This window comes from Nitrosomonas nitrosa, assembly GCF_003051105.1.
In the GTDB taxonomy this organism is placed as follows: domain Bacteria; phylum Pseudomonadota; class Gammaproteobacteria; order Burkholderiales; family Nitrosomonadaceae; genus Nitrosomonas; species Nitrosomonas nitrosa.
Genome location: NZ_QAOO01000007.1, coordinates 108298 through 126432, shown reverse-complemented (window position 1 = coordinate 126432; position 18135 = coordinate 108298). Strand labels below are relative to the sequence as shown.

The 18135-nt window shown below is 47.0% G+C and carries 16 protein-coding genes and 1 tRNA gene; 6 read left to right on the top strand and 11 right to left on the bottom strand.

The window, feature by feature from the left end; translation table 11 throughout:
- Window positions 1-184: 184 nt before the first annotated feature.
- The 9 genes from C8R30_RS05520 to C8R30_RS05480 form a co-directional block, all read right to left on the bottom strand.
- Entirely contained in the window at window positions 185-838 is a 654-nt protein-coding gene (locus C8R30_RS05520) for a DUF2959 domain-containing protein (RefSeq protein WP_090667742.1), read from the bottom strand.
- Window positions 839-876: 38 nt separating this feature from the next.
- Window positions 877-1851, bottom strand: a complete 975-nt coding sequence (locus C8R30_RS05515; protein WP_090667739.1) for a hypothetical protein — start codon at window positions 1849-1851, stop codon at window positions 877-879.
- 13 nt (window positions 1852-1864) lie between these two features.
- On the bottom strand, window positions 1865-2875 hold the full coding sequence (locus C8R30_RS05510) for a diacylglycerol/lipid kinase family protein (protein ID WP_258191947.1): 1011 nt from the start codon (window positions 2873-2875) through the stop codon (window positions 1865-1867).
- Window positions 2841-4073 carry a CDP-alcohol phosphatidyltransferase family protein gene (locus C8R30_RS05505; RefSeq protein WP_107789724.1) on the bottom strand — a complete coding sequence of 411 codons (1233 nt, stop codon included), beginning with the start codon at window positions 4071-4073 and terminating at the stop codon, window positions 2841-2843. Before C8R30_RS05505 ends, C8R30_RS05510 begins: the two co-directional genes overlap by 35 nt.
- Window positions 4074-4106: 33 nt before the next feature.
- On the bottom strand, window positions 4107-5171 hold the full coding sequence (gene lptG, locus C8R30_RS05500; RefSeq protein WP_107789723.1) for an LPS export ABC transporter permease LptG: 1065 nt from the start codon (window positions 5169-5171) through the stop codon (window positions 4107-4109).
- Window positions 5168-6244: an LPS export ABC transporter permease LptF gene (gene lptF, locus C8R30_RS05495; protein ID WP_107789722.1), complete on the bottom strand. Its 1077-nt coding sequence runs from the start codon at window positions 6242-6244 to the stop codon at window positions 5168-5170. The genes lptG and lptF overlap by 4 nt, the downstream gene beginning before the upstream one ends.
- A 14-nt stretch (window positions 6245-6258) precedes the next feature.
- Window positions 6259-7095: a nucleotidyltransferase family protein gene (locus C8R30_RS05490; RefSeq protein WP_090667724.1), complete on the bottom strand. Its 837-nt coding sequence runs from the start codon at window positions 7093-7095 to the stop codon at window positions 6259-6261.
- 92 nt (window positions 7096-7187) lie between these two features.
- Window positions 7188-8336 carry an N-acetyltransferase gene (locus C8R30_RS05485; RefSeq protein ID WP_107789721.1) on the bottom strand — a complete coding sequence of 383 codons (1149 nt, stop codon included), beginning with the start codon at window positions 8334-8336 and terminating at the stop codon, window positions 7188-7190.
- A gap of 195 nt (window positions 8337-8531) precedes the next feature.
- Complete coding sequence (locus C8R30_RS05480) at window positions 8532-9014, bottom strand: hypothetical protein (protein ID WP_239654143.1); 483 nt, start codon at window positions 9012-9014, stop codon at window positions 8532-8534.
- A gap of 613 nt (window positions 9015-9627) precedes the next feature.
- Here C8R30_RS05480 and C8R30_RS05475 point away from each other — a divergent pair.
- The 4 genes from C8R30_RS05475 to folE2 all read left to right on the top strand — a co-directional run bounded on the left by C8R30_RS05475 (window position 9628) and on the right by folE2 (window position 13690).
- On the top strand, window positions 9628-9894 hold the full coding sequence (locus tag C8R30_RS05475) for an exodeoxyribonuclease VII small subunit (RefSeq protein WP_107783835.1): 267 nt from the start codon (window positions 9628-9630) through the stop codon (window positions 9892-9894).
- Complete coding sequence (locus C8R30_RS05470) at window positions 9884-10777, top strand: polyprenyl synthetase family protein (RefSeq protein WP_090667716.1); 894 nt, start codon at window positions 9884-9886, stop codon at window positions 10775-10777. The genes C8R30_RS05475 and C8R30_RS05470 overlap by 11 nt, the downstream gene beginning before the upstream one ends.
- Before the next feature lie 50 nt (window positions 10778-10827).
- Window positions 10828-12672 (top strand): 1-deoxy-D-xylulose-5-phosphate synthase, encoded by a 1845-nt coding sequence (gene dxs / locus C8R30_RS05465; protein ID WP_090667714.1) that lies wholly within the window; start codon window positions 10828-10830, stop codon window positions 12670-12672.
- A 202-nt stretch (window positions 12673-12874) separates the two neighbouring features.
- A complete protein-coding gene (gene folE2 / locus C8R30_RS05460; RefSeq protein WP_107783834.1) occupies window positions 12875-13690 on the top strand; it encodes a GTP cyclohydrolase FolE2 in 816 nt (271 codons plus the stop codon).
- A gap of 18 nt (window positions 13691-13708) precedes the next feature.
- Here folE2 and murJ read toward each other — a convergent pair whose 3' ends face one another.
- Together murJ and C8R30_RS05450 are read right to left on the bottom strand one after the other, a co-directional pair.
- The gene (gene murJ / locus C8R30_RS05455) at window positions 13709-15247 is read right to left on the bottom strand and encodes a murein biosynthesis integral membrane protein MurJ (RefSeq protein ID WP_107789720.1); all 1539 of its coding nucleotides are present in this window, start codon (window positions 15245-15247) and stop codon (window positions 13709-13711) included.
- A 759-nt stretch (window positions 15248-16006) separates the two neighbouring features.
- Window positions 16007-16082: transfer RNA gene (locus C8R30_RS05450), tRNA-Met, on the bottom strand.
- 119 nt (window positions 16083-16201) lie between these two features.
- Here C8R30_RS05450 and C8R30_RS05445 point away from each other — a divergent pair.
- Together C8R30_RS05445 and C8R30_RS05440 are read left to right on the top strand one after the other, a co-directional pair.
- Window positions 16202-17371 (top strand): UbiH/UbiF family hydroxylase, encoded by a 1170-nt coding sequence (locus C8R30_RS05445; protein WP_090667705.1) that lies wholly within the window; start codon window positions 16202-16204, stop codon window positions 17369-17371.
- A gap of 46 nt (window positions 17372-17417) precedes the next feature.
- On the top strand, window positions 17418-18131 hold the full coding sequence (locus C8R30_RS05440; RefSeq protein ID WP_107789719.1) for a DsbC family protein: 714 nt from the start codon (window positions 17418-17420) through the stop codon (window positions 18129-18131).
- Window positions 18132-18135: the final 4 nt, after the last annotated feature.

The window sequence follows — 18135 nt, the reverse complement described above, 5'->3', positions numbered from 1 at the left end:
TACAATGTCTTACAAATTTGTCTCGGAACTGCGTGAGCGTTTGAAGGGACGCGGTCTCTTTAAATTTGAGTAAAAAAATAGACCAATTGCAAACTGCATAAACATAACCACGGCTCTGAAAAGCTTGTGCCTTGTCTGCAAGCGGATTGGCCTAGCACCTTAACGGCATCGAGTTGATAAATCACTATTTTTCCATTGTGCTGATAAATGCATTGGCTTCATTAATGGATTTTTCCATCGAGGCAATCAGAGAAGAAACATCAGATTGGAGTGTGCCAAGTTCGCCCTTTAGCGACGCAACCGCTTGGGCATTCAGGTTATGTTTGAGGAACATCACTTGGTCTTTGAATACAGTCAGTACTGGCTGGATTTTGGCCTCAGCAGTTTTCATGGTACTGATCAGCTGTTTGTAATGCGCACGGGTGGCGGTCAGTTTTTGTTGACTGCTGCTTTTGAGCGCAGCATTCGAATACTGAGTGATTTCTTGTTCCCACTCAGTGAACAAGGCTTGTGAAACATCTTCGATTGCCGCAATACGATCACTGACTTCCTCTGCTTTTGCGACACTGGCTTCGTATTCGTTATTCAGTTTATTATAAACCGCTTCCAGATCACCTCCTCTGAAATTGGTGACCGCGGTAAACTGCTCCAGGGCCGATTTGAACTGTTCTTTGGTTTCTTCCTGGGTGTCGCGTGCTTTTTCGACCCGATGGACAAGTACATCCCGTTTAGGGATGCCGATTTTTTCAAGCCCGCTGTAGTACATGGTGGAGCAAGCGGTTAGAAAAAACAGCCATAAAAAAGCTGAGAAAATGAAAAAGCGAGATAAAAGAGTCATCAGATTCTCCTGAAAATGAAATTAATCAATACATCCTATCAACGCAATACTCCTCGCCGCAATAGTTGCCACATGACCTTAAAACCCCACAAAATTGGATGACGCCGCAGCATCGGAGTGATTTCAACATGAATACCGCTATGGCGCTCGATTTTCCAAGCAGCGTAATCGAGGCAATCGCGAAAGGTCAGCGTAGCTTTACAGAGACGCAGAATCGAGAGGAGCCGTCCTTGCCAGCGGCGGAGACGCCAATGGAAGCGAGCGCGACGGTTATCCGTTGGCGTGGTATGGCACAGATATTGTTCATCCGATTGCGCTGTCAATAACCCATCTAGAGCGGGCAAAGCGGCAGTGGTCAGAAGGGTATAATTTTGCAAGCTTTGCTGGGCCAAGTGGCGTGCGCGTGTTTCACGTTCGGCCCGCAGCTCGGCTGCATAGGTCAACATCAATCCCTGTGTCCAGATCTCTTCGGCATCCAACGTCTGCGATTCAAGCGTAAGCAGGCTGGATTTCAAGAATTTAATGACTGCTTGCGCCATGGCGACATGGATACGCAAGCGTATGTTGTCGTCACGTGCATAAAGTAGCCGCGCGGGCTGGGCGAAACGTGCCCAGAGATAAGGATGAAACCAGAATTGGTTGCCATATTCGAAGTCGGCGGTGGAAACGACAGCATACTTGGCGCGAAGTATTTGTTCACGATGAACAACCTCCAGGTAAAATACGTTGGGTGGCAGCCAAGCATTCAAGTAAGCCAGATATCGTTGTTTGGGGTAAGCGGCGCGGTAATCGTTGACCAGTACATAAAAATCGGCGATACCTTCGGTCAGGTCACTGGTATGCAAGCATGACCCATACAGAATGACCGCATCCAAGGATGTACTAAAGTGTTGCGTGATTGCCTCGACTAGCGGCGCAAAATCTGATGAGACCGATTGAGTATTTTGCCAAGCGATCGTATCTATCAGCGTGCTGGGCACCGTTTGAGCTAGCGAAGGGATGTTGTTTTTCATTGTTGGGCACGCATTACAGTACCAGAAATGTGAGCGGGCCACTGGCCGATATACGAAGAGGTCCATGTTGCAGCGAGGCATGGAACAATTCCCCATCCACGATATAGTCATCATCCAGCGATAGCTCCAGCAAAGGCGTATTGTAACTGACATAACCGTGCTCTTCTCGGAGCGTATGACCACGACCCGTTATCAACGGCCAGATCGCATACCAAAATCGTTTACTTTGCTGCCTGACAAAAGTTACATGCAAGGGTGCTCGTTCTATTCCCCAATATGGACGGATACCCATCAGGAGATGCTCTAAAGCGCTGACAAGAACGAATAAGTAGTTTTCCCGGTGCGTTGCGCCCGTTTCATCGACAGTTGCAATGTTTACAGGTGCCCATTCAGGATGGGGACGACCCATAAAGGTACCGATAATTGAGCGCAATACGATCAAGGCAGTAAACAAATTACCCGTCACACCAATTTGCTTGATACGGCTGCGTGAGAATTTTACGCCGCGTGCAATCAATCCTAACCCAAGAAACATCCCGTAAATGTTTTCTTGTCCAGTTTGAGTGATGCACAGCACGGGACGTTCAACGCGTAAAGGGGCGGGGCGTGGAGCAGGCTGATGCAAATAGTGTTTCAAGCGTTTTAGCATTTGATCCGGTTTGTCGCGACTACCCAGATCCAGGGCAGTCATATTGGTGGTTCCACCCGGGATAACGGTCAGAAGTGGCCAGTTTTCCGAAGACAGTTTGCCAAGTAATCGATTGAGTATGCCTTGGACAGTCCCGTCACCACCAAGAATGATCAACCAGTCAAGTTGGGATTCGATTGCAGCTGTTACGGCGAAGTCAAAGTCTTGTACGCACGTGATTTGCCATTGAAGAATTTGCGGCATATCAGACAATAGTTGTTTGATGGCATGTAGACGTTTGCGTGCCTGCCCGCCTAAGGGGTTGAGAATCAGACCAACGCGCGCTGTGCCTGTGGTCAGACTATGAATGTGTGTCGGTACGCGCATTTTGCACATTTTGTTCAGCGAGCGGGACGCGAGTAAATACTCTGACGGCCAGTTGTTGTCTGTCATGAAGCGGGTCGATCCCCTCCATCCAGGAAGTTAGACTGCCTTCGCGTCGGCGAGTTAACCAGGCCAAGATCACGCGCCATGCCAGGAAAAGTGTCGATACGGCATGCCAACCTACCACGAGCAAAAGGCCGATATCTGGTCGACCGGCTAACCAGCACGATGTCATTAAAATGAGATTCGGATTGCGTCGTGCGGTAATCAGGCGATTGAACGAATCAATACGCTGCCAAATAAACAAAGTGAAGGGAGCAAGCCAAAATTCAAATAGCCCTTCGCAAATACGCCCCCCGACATAACCTACAAACATCAGCCAAGCCAAAAATTCCAGATCGGCCAGCGGGTATGCGGTTGTCGCCAGCCCTACCCCCCAGGCTAAATACCATAATGGAGGATGAATGATATCCAAGCCATGATCCATTACGTCACCCAGGCGGCTCGATGTAAGCGTCACGCGCGCCAGTTTGCCATCGACGGTATCAAGAAACGTCATCAGCCATCCCATGACCAGGCCGCTTGCATAATGGCCATACCAAAAAGCCCACCCAGCGAGAACAGCCAGTAACAAACTGAGAAATGTTACCTGATTGGGTGTGATTTTCCAGCGAACACAAAGGTGTGTCACCCAAAATGCAGGGACAGGCCATAGCCACTTGGTGACCAGATCAGTCACCCCTTTGTAGGAGCCGGCGAACAATTCCCATTCCAGCGCTTTGCGCTGGGCGGCGTTGATGGGTAGTACAAAAGGCGATTCTTTCTTTTTGAGCGTTTGTTGGATGCCGACTTGTAAATCTTGCAGCGTGTATTGTTGTATGCCGGAAAGCGCAGAGATGTTCGCGTTGCGCATTGATTCAAGCAAGGTGGGTAAGTTTTTGCCGGTGGAACGTAACGCCACTGGAATAGCAGTCTGGCTCATGAGCAACATTTCTTCCTGTAACTGAACCAAAGCCGTGATGACCCTGGCATCGTACAGATGATCTGCACGCAACAGCAATGCGGGCGCATCCGCTGGGATGGCTGCCGGATTATCGATCAGGCAGACTTGTTTGAGTGAAGCAACTATCCGTTGTAGCCGTTCGCGGCCGCTTAATCCCCAGAGACTGATTTCGCTCTCGCCAAGGATAAAAATATAGGTTGTCGACATGAGTAATGGAGATATATTTAAACGATTGAAAGATTAGAAAATTCGCCGTAACCAAAGAATAGCAAGGGTAATGAGCGTCAGACTGGGAAGAAGGGAAATCAACACCGGATTCAAGTGTAACAATAAAGCGGCATTAGCGATGATCTGGTCGAGCAGGTAAACGCTTACGCCCACGATAGAGGCCAGTACCAACTTATTTCCCAGTCCCTCGCGTGCTAATCCAAAGATAAAGGGAATAGCGAGCAAAATCATCGCTAAGGTCATCAGTGCACTACCTACTTTACGCCATATGGCCATCAGGTAAGCATCCGCTTTCTGACCAGTCGCTTGCAGAAACGCAGCATGCCGTACCAATTCGAGCGGCGAGAGGCTTTCGGGCGGTTTGGTCAACGTGGCGATATCTTCCGCTCTCAGGAAAGACTGCCACTCTACGCTGCTGGCGCTGGTCAGCGCAATATTTTTTTCAGTGAAAGTTCGGACTGTGACGTTATGCAGCTTCCATAATTGTTCGTCGACGATTTCAGCATATTCAGCATGACTGTGCATTGCTAAGAAGCCTTGTTTATCGAAATGCATGATCTCGATATCGATCGCTCGATTAGGGGGCAGCATTTCTCCAATACGCAAAATATTACGCTCATTCCGTGTCCAGATACCCAGTCCTTTGCCGAGTTCCGCCGTTTTATCCAGTGCGACTGCACGGCTGGTGATGGCTTGTTGCTGAAGCTGCGGGGCAATAAATTGTTCCAGCAACGCAATGCCGATAAGCATCGTAATGCCGATTGCGATCGGCGCCATACTGATTTGAATCGGCGAGAGACCGGCAACCCGTAAAGCGACTAACTCTAAATTGACCGCTAATTTTCCTAATGCACCCACTGTTCCTAAGAGCGCGATAAACGGTGCTAACTGTATAAAGCGGCGTGGCATCAGCAAGAAAGTATATAAGAAAGCATCGCTAGTCTGATAAGTGCCCTTGCCGACGTCATCAAGTTGATCCAATAAGTCAAAGAAGCTGAACAAGGGCAAAAGTACGACCGTTGCGATGACCATACCCATCACAACCTGCTTGATGATATAACGAGTTGCGGTTTTCATGTCTTGCTAAACAAACGATGCCTCATTCCAGGCAGTAATAGGACGGCGAAAATGAAAAGCAATAGATAAAGCCACCAGACGCCGGGCATGGAAGGAATCACACCTTGTTCCACCCATGTCTGGGCCAGACCTGTGAGATTGTAATAGACAGCGAATATTACCGCGGCGAGTAGCAGAGTTTTATCGCTTTTATCCTGACGGGGTGAGACGCGTGTGAAAGAGACGGCTATGAGGGCAAGCAGAATGGTTGCAACCGGCCGGGAGAGCCGCCACTGCAGCTCAGCGATATCGCGAGGTTGGTCAGATTCCCACAATGCACGCGTTGAAGCCGCCTTACGCCGATAATTCGTTACCAATTCGTTCTCATTATAGTAGATCATTTTTTCATATCGAATCGCGCTGTCTTTCCCTTCTGGATAGGCTAAGCGATAAATGAAACCATTAAATAATTCGGTATGCGGTCGCTGATCGAGCGAGAGTTGCTGTTGCTGAATAGCGTCCTTGGCGACGACAATTTCGCTGATACCGTCCTTCTTGATAAAGTGGAAAATTTCTTTCATGCGCATGCCGGAATCGTCCTTTGCTTGCACGAAGATAACCCGGCCGCTTTTTTCACTTCCGTAGAAACGGCCCGCTTGGAAACGATTGGCATTTAATTCAGCCTGGGCTTGTGCGTCGAGAATATAGCTTTCTGCATAGGCCCAGGGACGCGCATAAAGTGAGAGTGTGCCACTTACGATGCTGACAGGAATGACAATCAACAGCACGGTGTAGAGGATACGGTTATCGCCAAAGCCGACAGCACGCAGGATATTCATTTCTTGATCCCTGCTGAGCCTGCTGAGCCCATAAATGATTGCTACATAGAACGAGATCGGTACCAGAACTTCTAGTGCGATGATCGTTTTTAGCATGACCAGTTGGAGCATGGCGACCATGCCAAGTGTTTCGGTTACCGCGCTAGCAAGGATGCGTGCTGTACTGAAGCTGACAAACAGTCCGACAAGTATGCTGGTCACAGCGAAAAATGGGATAAGCAATTCGCGAGTGATGTATTTTTCGATGGTTTTCATTAATCGCTGTGGCTTTATTCGTTAGCTGTATCAGCTTGTGCGTTTTTCGAGTCCAATGCAGACTTTTCTAGAAGCGATTCTACCAGCAGTAAATCATCTACTTTGTCGACATCGATTCCCGCATGAGGAAAGGGCAGGAAAACTGAGCGCACGCGTATGCCCGTTTGGGCTGAAATAGCGTCTAGTGCTTGCGTTAATGTCAGTGAGCCAATTAGGTAGCGTATTACGGTTTTCCAGCCTAGAGCAAGGCTGATCAGACGCCAGGGGCGCTTGCGTTGTGCTTCGGCACGTTGCCAGAATGAAACAAGTTCACGGCCTCCATGATTGAAAGTGAACAAATTGCAGCCGCAAAATCCACCATCACGGAGGCGTATAACCGTGCGTTGACTGCTAGGAAATGCAGCTAGCATCATATCATGACGGACTATTCCCACTGTGGCATCGCAATCCATAGCACGAGAAGCGAGTAGAAAATGATCAATGATTTTCGATGTGAGCAAGGCATGATCAGCGGTAGTCAAGAGTATTCGGGCGGTTGCGTCCACTTGTTTAAGGCTATGCTCAGCGCTGCGACTTGGTGAATCTTGATTTTCCGTCCAGATGACTTGCCCATTTTCAATACGTTGCATGAGTTCGGGGCATTGGGGCAGAAGTGCTTTAGGCGGCCCGCACAATAGGGTTGTTTTTATTGTGCTGCTTGCAGCCAAGGCATCCAGGACGCGAATGATCATCGGTTTGCCGCCCACCGGTGCAAAAGCTTTACAGGCGACACCAGTTTTACTGGCAACGGGATCATTCGCGGTGCGATCCGCGGCAAGCACCAAGGCAACATAACGATCATCCTGGCGCATGGGAACTCCTGAAGAAAATAAGGCGATTCGAGCGCTGAATAGGCCGTTTGTGCGCAGTGATCACCGTATTGCAGGGAAGGATGCTATGTCTGTTAAAGTGTTTTCTCATAAAGTCGATATCGCTTGTATTCTCTGCTGCCGATACTTTTGAGGATGCTGCGCATTGCTTGATTATCTTCCAGAATCCAGGACATTTCGACTTCTTTGATACCTCTGGCCAATCCTGCTTGCCGCGGTGCATCGATGACCATGAATGCCAGCGCCATGCCAAGCGAGGTATGATGAAATTGTTTGCGCACGCCCATCAGAGGTATGCGGGCGGTACGGATACTTTTGGATTTGAGTCGTTTAATCAAGTGAAACCAACCAAATGGGAGCAAACGACCATTGAGCTCAGCAAACACTTCATTGAGATTGGGTAGGGCAGCCATGAATGCGACCGGTTTTCCGCCCACTTCCGCAATTTGAATAAATTCGATGGGGACGAGCCAGCGCAAGCTGTTACCGAGTTCGGCAAATTCAGCTTGCGTGAAGGGTACAAATCCCCAGTTGTCCGACCACGCATCGTTGAAGATATCCCGTAAAATTTCCATTTCTTCATCGAAGCGATCGTGTCGCAACGTTCTGAGTTTAATTTGATTTGCGTGCTTCTGTGTGATCGTACGCATGACCCGGGGGGGCGTGAAGTCTACTTCCACCCAATATGCCAGCAGGTCTTTGGCAGGCCGGTAACCGCATTGCTGGAGAAAGGTATCGTACCATCTAGGAGAGTGTGGCATCATGACAACGGGTGGCGTATCGAATCCTTCCACTAATACCCCGCATTCCTGATTGATCGATAAATTAAACGGTCCACTTACTCGATGAGTACCCTGTGTAGTGAGCCATTGCTCCGCAGTTTGTATAAGCTCGGCAAAGACCGTTACATCCTGGATACATTCCAGCGAACCGAAATGACCGGTATCGGCTCCGTAACGTTGCCGGTGGAGTGCATCGATTTGTGCACTGATTCTACCAACTGCTCGGCCATTTTTATAAGCAATCCACGCCTGCCATTTTGCATGTGCGAAAAAGGGATTGAATTTTGAATAATGCAAGCGCCGCTCTAAACGTAAGGGAGGGATCCACATGGGGTCGTCAGCGTATATTTGCCATGGAAGATCAATGAATGTGCTCATGTCACGATAAGAGGTGACGGGATGGATATGAATCACTTTTCTTATCTGCGACGAATTATTCATGAGTTGTGATGAAGAGATGGCTTAATTCGATACATCCGAGAGGATCATCTTGTCATGGGCTGGCAAAAAAGCCACTGTTGAGCCATTACCCATGCAATGCACGATTTTTTGGCGTACCTACCTAAATACGCTTCAAGTTCAAGTTGGCGTTTTGCTATTCGATACAAATAGCATCAAAGCGGGGAGTGTCTATGCCTAGCGCTTGAACTGCTCAGTAAATGCTAGAAGCTCAGTGACTAATTGATGAAATACTTGCTTGGGGTCAGGCTCTGTGCTATCTGGTGATGTTTCTCCCGCTTGATTTTCGCTGATTGCACCATTCGATCGGCAAAAATCATAGAAATTGCTCCAAGCAAGATTGTAATCATACAACTGCTTTTGAGGAATGAACCCTCTCAAGTTTTCAAAAGCGTCACGCATGAGTGGAAAGCTTGCTTTAAGATGAAGCGCAAGATCTTCTGGCCAGTTTGTTGGATTAGGGTATAAGCCAGCGAGTTCAGTTCGGAATGTCGTGTCATAATAATCCACAGCATCCGCTCGCCGACGGCGGTTGATTAACTCGACGCCAAGGGCAAATACGATAACAACCCCCAATAAAACGAACGGCCATGTAGGCACTTCCGTGAAATACAGGCTCAATTGATCAAAAAAACTAATAGTGTTTTCCGTATTTTCCAAAATTACCTCGTCTTATCACGTAATGGTTAAGTAAATTGAAATTGTAAAACAAATTAAAAGAGAAGCATCATAAATAAATTAAGCGATTAATTTTGTTATGCAAACTCATGATTGATATTGCCATAGGTTAAGCTGTGGATCAATAAAAGGGTGATACCTTGGGTGCCTTGTATGAATTTTTATAAAAAGTCATACTGAGGCAAGGATGCCTAAAAAAAATTCAGCAATTTAAACAAGACGAGGTGAGAGCAAAAAATGTTGGTGCAGCCTACGATTTAGAGGTCAGAAAACATTTTTTTGTGAACAACGATGTATTGTGACGAACAAGAGATTCTTAGCGGTACCCGCAAACGCAAGCGATTGGCATCTCGGGTAGATGTGGTGGTGTAATCGAAATAGTTAAGAATCCGAAAAGAAGTAAGAAAAGTAAACGTATAACCTAGTTATTTGATTAATTCGGTATCTAAGAGATCAAGGAAAGGTTAAAATAAGATTGACCAATTTATAGAGATTGCGATATTTTTGATCGCTTTAAGTAAATAAAAATTAATAAGCCTGAATCTATTCTGTTTCTCCGTTGCTCGCCTGAATCTTCCAAGAAAAACTATACAGCATGAAAAAGAAATCCAATGACTCATTAACGGTCGATCTATCATCTCAACCGGAAAGTTTTGAAGCGGCAACAGCAGAGCTAGAGCGTATCGTAACAACCATGGAAGCAGGCCAAATGACGCTGGAAGCATCGCTTTCAGCCTATAAGCGTGGAGTGGAATTGCTACACTATTGTCAAACAACCTTACAAAATGCACAGCAGCAAGTACGCATTCTTGAGGCAGATATGTTGAAAGATTTTTCTGCATCGGGTGCCGATGAACGCTGATTTTCAAGGCTGGTTAAAAAACCGCCAATCACAAATTGAATCGTATCTGGAAAACCGACTTCCTGCCGATAATTGTGCGCCAGAGCGTTTGCATGAGGCGATGCGCTATGTAGTACTTGGAGGTGGAAAACGAATTCGGCCATTACTCTCTTTTGCTGCCGGTGAACTAAGTGGGGCGGAAGATGAAAGCGTCGTAGTAGCAGCGGCAGCAGTGGAGCTCATACATGCTTATTCGTTGGTGCATGATGATCTTCCCTGCATGGACGACGATACTCTGCGGAGAGGTAAGCCGACCTGTCATGTAAAATACGATGAAGCGACAGCCCTGCTTGTGGGCGATAGTCTGCAAAGTCTGGCTTTTCAGTTGATGGCAGAATTTCCTTTGACTGACCACCCGCACAAGCAATTGGAAATGATTAAACAATTAGCTCAAGCGGCTGGTTCGCGGGGCATGGCGGGTGGACAGGCGATTGATCTGGCAAGCGTGGGTAAGTTACTCACTTTACCAGAACTTGAATTCATGCATATTCACAAGACTGGTGCGCTTATACGTGCTGCAGTCATGTTAGGTGCACGCTGCGGTGAAGGATTAAATGACGAACAATTAAGTCATTTAGATCATTTTGCTAAATGTATTGGCCTTGCATTTCAAGTAGTTGACGATGTGCTCGATGCTGAAGCGACTACTGCAGCATTAGGTAAAACGGCTGGCAAAGATGCCGAACAGAATAAACCAACTTATGTCAGCATCTTGGGTGTGAAGCAGGCTCGAGAGTTGGCTGAAGATCTACAAAAAGATGCTTATCGAGCACTTGATCACTTAGGGGTGGCTGCCCCTCGTTTACTGCAAGTGACAGATTTCATCGTTCAGCGTGAGTTTTGATCCAAGTATTTTTCATTTTTATCTATCAGCTAAAAATTTTCTGAGTTTGCATGTACTCCTTACTTGAACGCGTTAATACACCTGCCGAGTTAAGAAAACTCGAACGCAAGCAGCTTCCACAAATCGCCGATGAATTACGTCAATTTCTGATTGAATCGGTGGCAAAAACAGGTGGACATTTATCTTCAAATCTCGGTACTGTCGAATTGACCATCGCTTTGCATTATGTTTTCAATACCCCCTATGACCGATTAGTATGGGATGTCGGGCATCAGACTTATGCGCATAAGATACTGACAGGGCGGCGCGAGGGGATGATCAAGTTGCGCATGCATGGAGGGATTGCCGGATTTCCGCGGCGTGACGAAAGTGAATATGATGCATTTGGTACAGCGCACTCGAGCACTTCTATCAGTGCCGCTTTGGGTATGGCGATCGCTGCGCAGTTGAGCGGCATAAAACGGCGAGCCATTGCTGTAATCGGTGATGGGGCCATGAGTGCTGGCATGGCGTTTGAGGCGCTGAACAACGCGGGGGTGATGGACAGCAATCTGTTGGTGATCTTGAATGATAACGATATGTCGATTTCCCCTCCCGTGGGTGCGCTCAATAACTATCTTGCCAAATTGATGTCTGGCAAATTTTATGCTACGGCCCGCCGTGCGGGGGAAAAGATGCTGGGTGTAGTGCCCCCTGTTTTGGAACTGGCGCGCCGCGCAGAGGAACATGTTAAGGGCATGATGACACCGGGGACACTATTCGAGGAATTTGGCTTCAATTATATCGGGCCAATCGATGGACATGATTTGGATGTATTGTTGACGACACTGAACAATATCAAACACCTTGATGGGCCCCAGTTCTTACATGTTGTTACACGTAAGGGCGCGGGTTATAAGTTGGCTGAGGAAGATCCAATTCTTTATCACGGTGTCGGAAAATTTGATCCTGCTCAAGGTATTATTTCCAAGCCAGCTAGTAAACCGACATACAATCAAGTATTTGGTGATTGGTTATGTGATATGGCCGCTAAAGATCCTCGCTTGATCGGTATTACACCTGCAATGCGAGAAGGGTCGGGACTCGTCAGATTTTCTCAAGAATACCCTGATCGTTACTTCGATGTTGGAATTGCAGAGCAACACGCGGTGACGTTCGCTGCCGGAGCGGCATGTGATGGATTAAAACCGGTGGTGGCCATCTATTCAACATTCTTACAGCGTGCTTACGACCAGTTGATACATGATGTTGCTATTCAAAATTTGCCTGTCGTGTTCGCTATTGATCGTGCGGGGCTGGTGGGTGCAGATGGACCGACGCATGCGGGTAGCTTCGATTTGACCTATCTGCGCTGTATTCCGAATATCACGGTGATGGCGCCTGCCGATGAAAACGAATGTCGCCAAATGCTCTATACAGCTTATCAAATGAATACACCGACAGCCGTGAGATATCCACGAGGCACCGGAGTGGGCGTGAGTGTCCAAAAGGAAATGCACACGCTGCCGTTAGGGCGGGGTGAGATACGCCGTACGGGCGATAGGGTCGCTTTGCTCGCTTTTGGCACGATGTTGGCGCCTTGCCTGGAAGCGGCGGAAGTGTTGGGTGCAACCGTTGCTAATATGCGGTTCGTAAAGCCACTTGATGATGATTTGGTGGCAGAACTTGCGTCAAACCATGAGTTGCTGGTCACGGTTGAGGAAAATACGGTGATGGGTGGAGCTGGGAGCGCCGTGATGGAATCATTGGCAAACAGAGGAATTCTGGTTAAGCTGCTTTTGTTGGGCTTGCCCGATTATTTTATCGACCAGGGTGACCCGGCACAAATGTTGGCAGACTGTGGGTTAGACAAAAATGGCATCATCAAATCAGTGCAAAACAAATTATCAGGGTAATGCATGAAGCGGCAGAAAGGGTTTGTTTGATTAAGGCATGCTCTGAGTCCTGTGCTTCTAGAACCATCCATATTGTCAAAGGTCTGATTAAGAAACGTTTATTTAGTCAGGTGCGGATGAGGCTGCCTATCTGATAAATTATCATCTCTGGGGGCTTGTAATAGTAAAACATATAGCCGCCATCTTTCCAGAAGGAATCACCATGAACAAACAAACCGATTTACCGATCGCCGATGTGCAGAGTACGTTGGATACCCGGCGGATTGCAATTGATAGAGTAGGTATCAAAGCCATCCGTCATCCTGTCCGAGTGGCGGATAAAGATGGGGGCGTACAACATACAGTCGCTGTTTTCAATATGTACGTCAATCTGCCCCATAACTTTAAGGGAACGCATATGTCGCGATTTGTCGAAATCTTGAATAGCCATGAACGCGAGATTTCTGTTGAATCATTTGAGGATATCTTGCGCGCGATGGTTACAAGGCTGGAATCAGAGTCGGGTCACATCGAAATGACTTTTCCTTATTTTGTTAATAAGTCAGCACCAATTTCTGGTGTCCAAAGTTTGCTGGATTATGAAGTGACTTTTGCCGGTGAAATTAAAAAAAGTCAGTATGAATTCACCATGAAAGTGGTCGTGCCCGTAACGAGTCTTTGCCCATGTTCGAAGAAAATTTCGGATTATGGAGCCCATAACCAGCGCTCCCATGTCACAGTATCCGTTCGTACCAACAGCTTTGTTTGGATTGAAGATATTATCAGAATTGCGGAAGACCAGGCTTCTTGCGAGCTTTATGGTTTACTTAAACGGCCAGATGAGAAATTTGTGACAGAGAGGGCGTATGATAATCCGAAATTTGTCGAAGATATCGTGCGTGATGTTGCGGAAGTATTGAACAAAGATGACCGCATTGATGCCTATGTGGTCGAATCAGAGAACTTCGAGTCGATTCATAATCATTCTGCATATGCATTGATTGAACGAGACAAGCGGAAGGCAGCGCCCCATTCTTAGATAAACAGCGCTTTGATTTTACGCTTCACCATGCCGAGAAAAATCGCTTAAGCGAAATCCTAAAGACCATAAGGTGGCAAAGTAGGCGATCGCTCCCAGAAAAACGACTTGCGTCAGGCGTAAAGCTCGCTCCTGCGCGGTGTACTGCAGCCATGATACGTCACTGCCAGCTGCGAACCATAACACGCCTCCCATTACGGTTAACGCCGCTAAAATTTTCAGCATAAAAACTGTCCAGCCTGGTTGCGGTTGATAAATAGCATAGTGACGAAGCTTGTAGTAGAGTAATCCGGCGTTAAGACAGGCACCGAGGCCAATAGCTAAAGCTAGGCCAGCGTGTTGCAATGGAAAGATAAAGGCAAGATTCATCAGTTGAGTTGCGATGAGCGTGACGATAGCAATTTTGACGGGGGTTTTTATGTTTTGCCGGGCATAAAATCCAGGGGCAAGCACTTTCACGAGAATTAATCCCAGCAATCCTACGCTATAGGCGATAAGCGCTTGGCGTGTCATCCAAACATCTTCCTCTGTAAATACGCCATAGTAAAAGAGTGTTGTGATAAGCGGTGTTGCGAGCATAGCCAATGCGATGGCGGCTGGCAGTGTCAGCATGACAGTTAACCGCAGCCCCCAATCTAGCAGGCGCGAATAGTGGTCGTTATTCTGACTGGTATAGTGGCGAGATAAAGAGGGGAGTAAGATCGTGCCTAGAGCGACACCGAGTAATCCTGCCGGAAACTCCATCAATCGATCGGCATAATAAAGCCAGGAAACACTGCCGGTGACAAGCAAGGAAGCGAATATCGTGTTGATCAGCATACTGATCTGCCCAATAGATACGCCAAAAACTGCTGGCCCCATCAACTTGAGTACGCGCCATGCGCCCGTATCCTTGGATTTGAATCGTAGGCGCGGCATCCGTTTGATGCGAATCAGAAATGGTATTTGAAACGCAAATTGCAACACCCCTCCGATAAAAACGGCCCATGCCAAGGCGAGTACCGGGGGGTCAAGTAAAGGTGCTAACCATAAGGCGCAACCGATAAATGATAGATTCAGTAATACAGGCGTGAATGCGGGAATTGAAAATTTACTATAGGTATTAAGTATGCCGCCTGCGAGCGCCACGAAAGAAATAAACAGTATGTAAGGAAAGGTGATACGAAGAAGTTCGATCGTCAGTGTGAATTTTTCCTGATCGGCAGAAAACCCTGGGGCGCTAACGTAAATGATCACGGGTGCAGCTAATATTCCCACTAGCGTTACAATACTGAGTGCTATTCCCAGCAGTGTGGCAACATGGTCGATAAGATTACGGGTTTCCTCTGCTGAACGGCGGTTTTTATATTCGGCGAGGATGGGTACGAACGCTTGTGAAAAGGCGCCTTCTGCAAATAATCGGCGCAATAGATTAGGTATTCGGAATGCGACAAAGAAAGCATCGCTTGCCATGCCTGCACCAAAAGTTCTGGCGATAAGCGCGTCTCGCAAGAATCCAAGAATACGTGAAACCAGTGTCATGCTACTGATAGTCGCGAGTGCTTTGAGTAGATTCAATGTAAGGTACCTCTAAAAATTCAGAGTCTTGAACAAGACGAGGCTAGAGCAAAAAATGTTGACGCTGCCTATGATTGATAGGTAAGGAAACATTTTTCGCGAAAACGATGTATTGTGACGAAATTAGGATTTTTAGAGATGCTCTGTACTCAGTAACCATTATAGAAAGCTCACCTAGATGATTTGGTTGGCATGGTTGAGCGTATGAAACAATAGTCAGAAACCAAAAAATAAAGACCTTTTTGCTTTTATTGTTAAAATACTCAAAATTCTGTAAATAACTAACCAAGGAGGAATAGAGAAAATGAAATTACTCGTCATTGTTATCGCATCTATCTTTGTGATCGGCTATATTTATTTAATGGTTAGTTATTTTTAGCTATCCCACTTTTTTGCGTTTCATTTATCGAGTGTAATGAAGGCCGGTTAGCTTTTCTAAAGGGTAATCGCTGTGTGTGCCAGTCTTTGTCATTTCATCAAAAGCCCTTGCCGGTACTTCTTGCTCCATTTATAAATTTATCTAACTATTTCGTCGGCTATTCACCGTACGGTCACGCTGTCTGCGGCTCGTTTTCGCGCCCTGTTGGCTATTTGGCATCAGATCAGCCGTTTGAGCAAACTGTTTAACAGAGTTCCAAGGGGCAATCATCAGTTTGGTTGGATTGCTTCGCATTTGTTAATGATTGAGCGATCATGGCTAACAGTGTAAGTATCAAGAATTGTCAGACATTTTTTCTTGGCCTTAAACCGGGGTAGGAGTGGTGGCGAATCAGGGATTTGAACCCCGGACCAACGGATTATGATTCCGCTGCTCTAACCACTGAGCTAATTCGCCATAGAAATGAAAGCGTGCATTGTGCCTTTGGAGTGGGAGAACTGTCAAGATTGTTATAATAATGTCTCCATTCTGTGTTTGCAGTGTTCCCTTATAAAAAGCGTCTGTATAATCCAATTATGAAATTCGATATTGTTGTGATCGGTGGGGGGCTGGTCGGTGCGAGCCTGATTGCTGCGCTGAAAGAAAGCGGGTTAAAGGTGGCGCTCATTGAGTCACGTGCACCTGCGCCAATCCCGGAAGATGCTGGCTGGGATAGCCGGATTTATGCGATTAGCCCGGGAAGCGCTGCTTTTCTGCAATCGTTGGGTCTATGGCAGCAACTTGCCAAAGAGCGCCTCACACCTATTTATGAAATGAAGGTGTTTGGTGACGATGGTGCTGCAAGACTTGATTTTAGTGCCTACGACAGTGGTTTGCCCGAACTGGCATTTATCGCCGAGAACCGGCAATTACAAAATGTGGTGTGGAATGCGCTTACCCAATTGGATGAAAATCTGACGATTTTTTGTCCAGCGCAATGTGTTTCGCTTACATGGCAGGAATCATGGGTTGATTTGCAATTGTCGGATGGCAATATACTGCAAGCCGCATTGGTTATCGGTGCGGATGGTGTCAATTCATGGGTAAGAAAACAAGCAGGGATTGAAGTGACGCAGCATGCCTATCATCAAATAGGCCTGGTAGCCAATTTCAGCACACAATTGCCTCACTACAACACGGCGTATCAGTGGTTCCGGAGAGATGGCGTACTGGCGTTTTTGCCATTACCCAATGAGCATGTTTCTATGGTTTGGTCTGCGAACGAATCTCAAGCGAACAAGTTGCGTGCGCTATCCGATGAGGCATTATGCCAAGAGGTGGCTGTGGCTGCTAACCATACGCTTGGAAAGTTACAATTAGTGACTCAACCGATCGGTTTTCCACTGAATTTTGTCCATGTCAGAACACTGGTAAAACCAAGATTAGTGCTGATCGGTGATGCGGCACATGGCATTCATCCCTTGGCGGGGCAAGGAGTCAATCTCGGTTTGCGTGATGCGCGTGAACTGGCGGGAATCCTGATAAATCGTGGCCTGCAGACGGATTGTGGCGATTATCGATTGTTACGCCGCTATGAGCGTGCGCGAAAAGAAGACATTCTGGCGATGGAATTGGTGACTGACGGTTTGCAAAAATTGTTTGGTAGCGCAGACCCGATTTTGATTCGCTTGCGCAATCTAGGTTTCGAGATGACTAATCGCATGCCGCTATTAAAAAATAGGTTGATGCAACATGCACTGAGTTGAAATAGGCATACTGAATTCTAATTTTTAAACAGGAGTAGGAATAATCATGCGTTTACATCACATTTTAGTGCTTGTGTTGCTAGGCTTTGTTTTCAACTATGCTTCGGCTGATGAGACGCAGCTTAAAAAATCGATCCAGGTGCATTTTCCTGAAAGCGAGATCGAAAGCCTCCGTAAAACCCCCTATTTAGGTCTTTATGAAGTGGTAGTAGGCGGCGAGATCTTCTATACCGATGAGCAAGCTAAGTATTTCTTTCTGGGGCACGTTGTTGATACCCAGACACGGGTAAGTCTGACGAGTGAACGCATGCAGCAAATCAAAGATGCGAGGCGAATAGCGATCGATACCTTGCCTCTGGAACTGGGAATCAAAGCAGTTAAAGGAAATGGAAAACGAATGCTGATCGTTTATTCCGACCCCCATTGTCCCTATTGCAAAAAATTAGAAGAAGAACTTGCCAATGTAACGGACGTTACCATTTATACCTTGCTTTATCCTATACTAAGGAATTCAATGCCGACAGCTACGGCGATTTGGTGCTCGGCGGATCGGCTCAAAGCGTGGGATGATTTTATGCTGCGCGGCATTACCCCCACCGGTAAGGATTGTGAAACACCCCTAAATACGTTGCTTCAATCTGGCCAGAAACATCGGGTTACCGGTACACCGACTTTGATTTTTGCGGATGGATCGGTCGTGTCAGGTTTGATTCCAGCTGCTGAAATCGAGAAACGGTTGAATAATACAGGGAAAAATTAGGCGT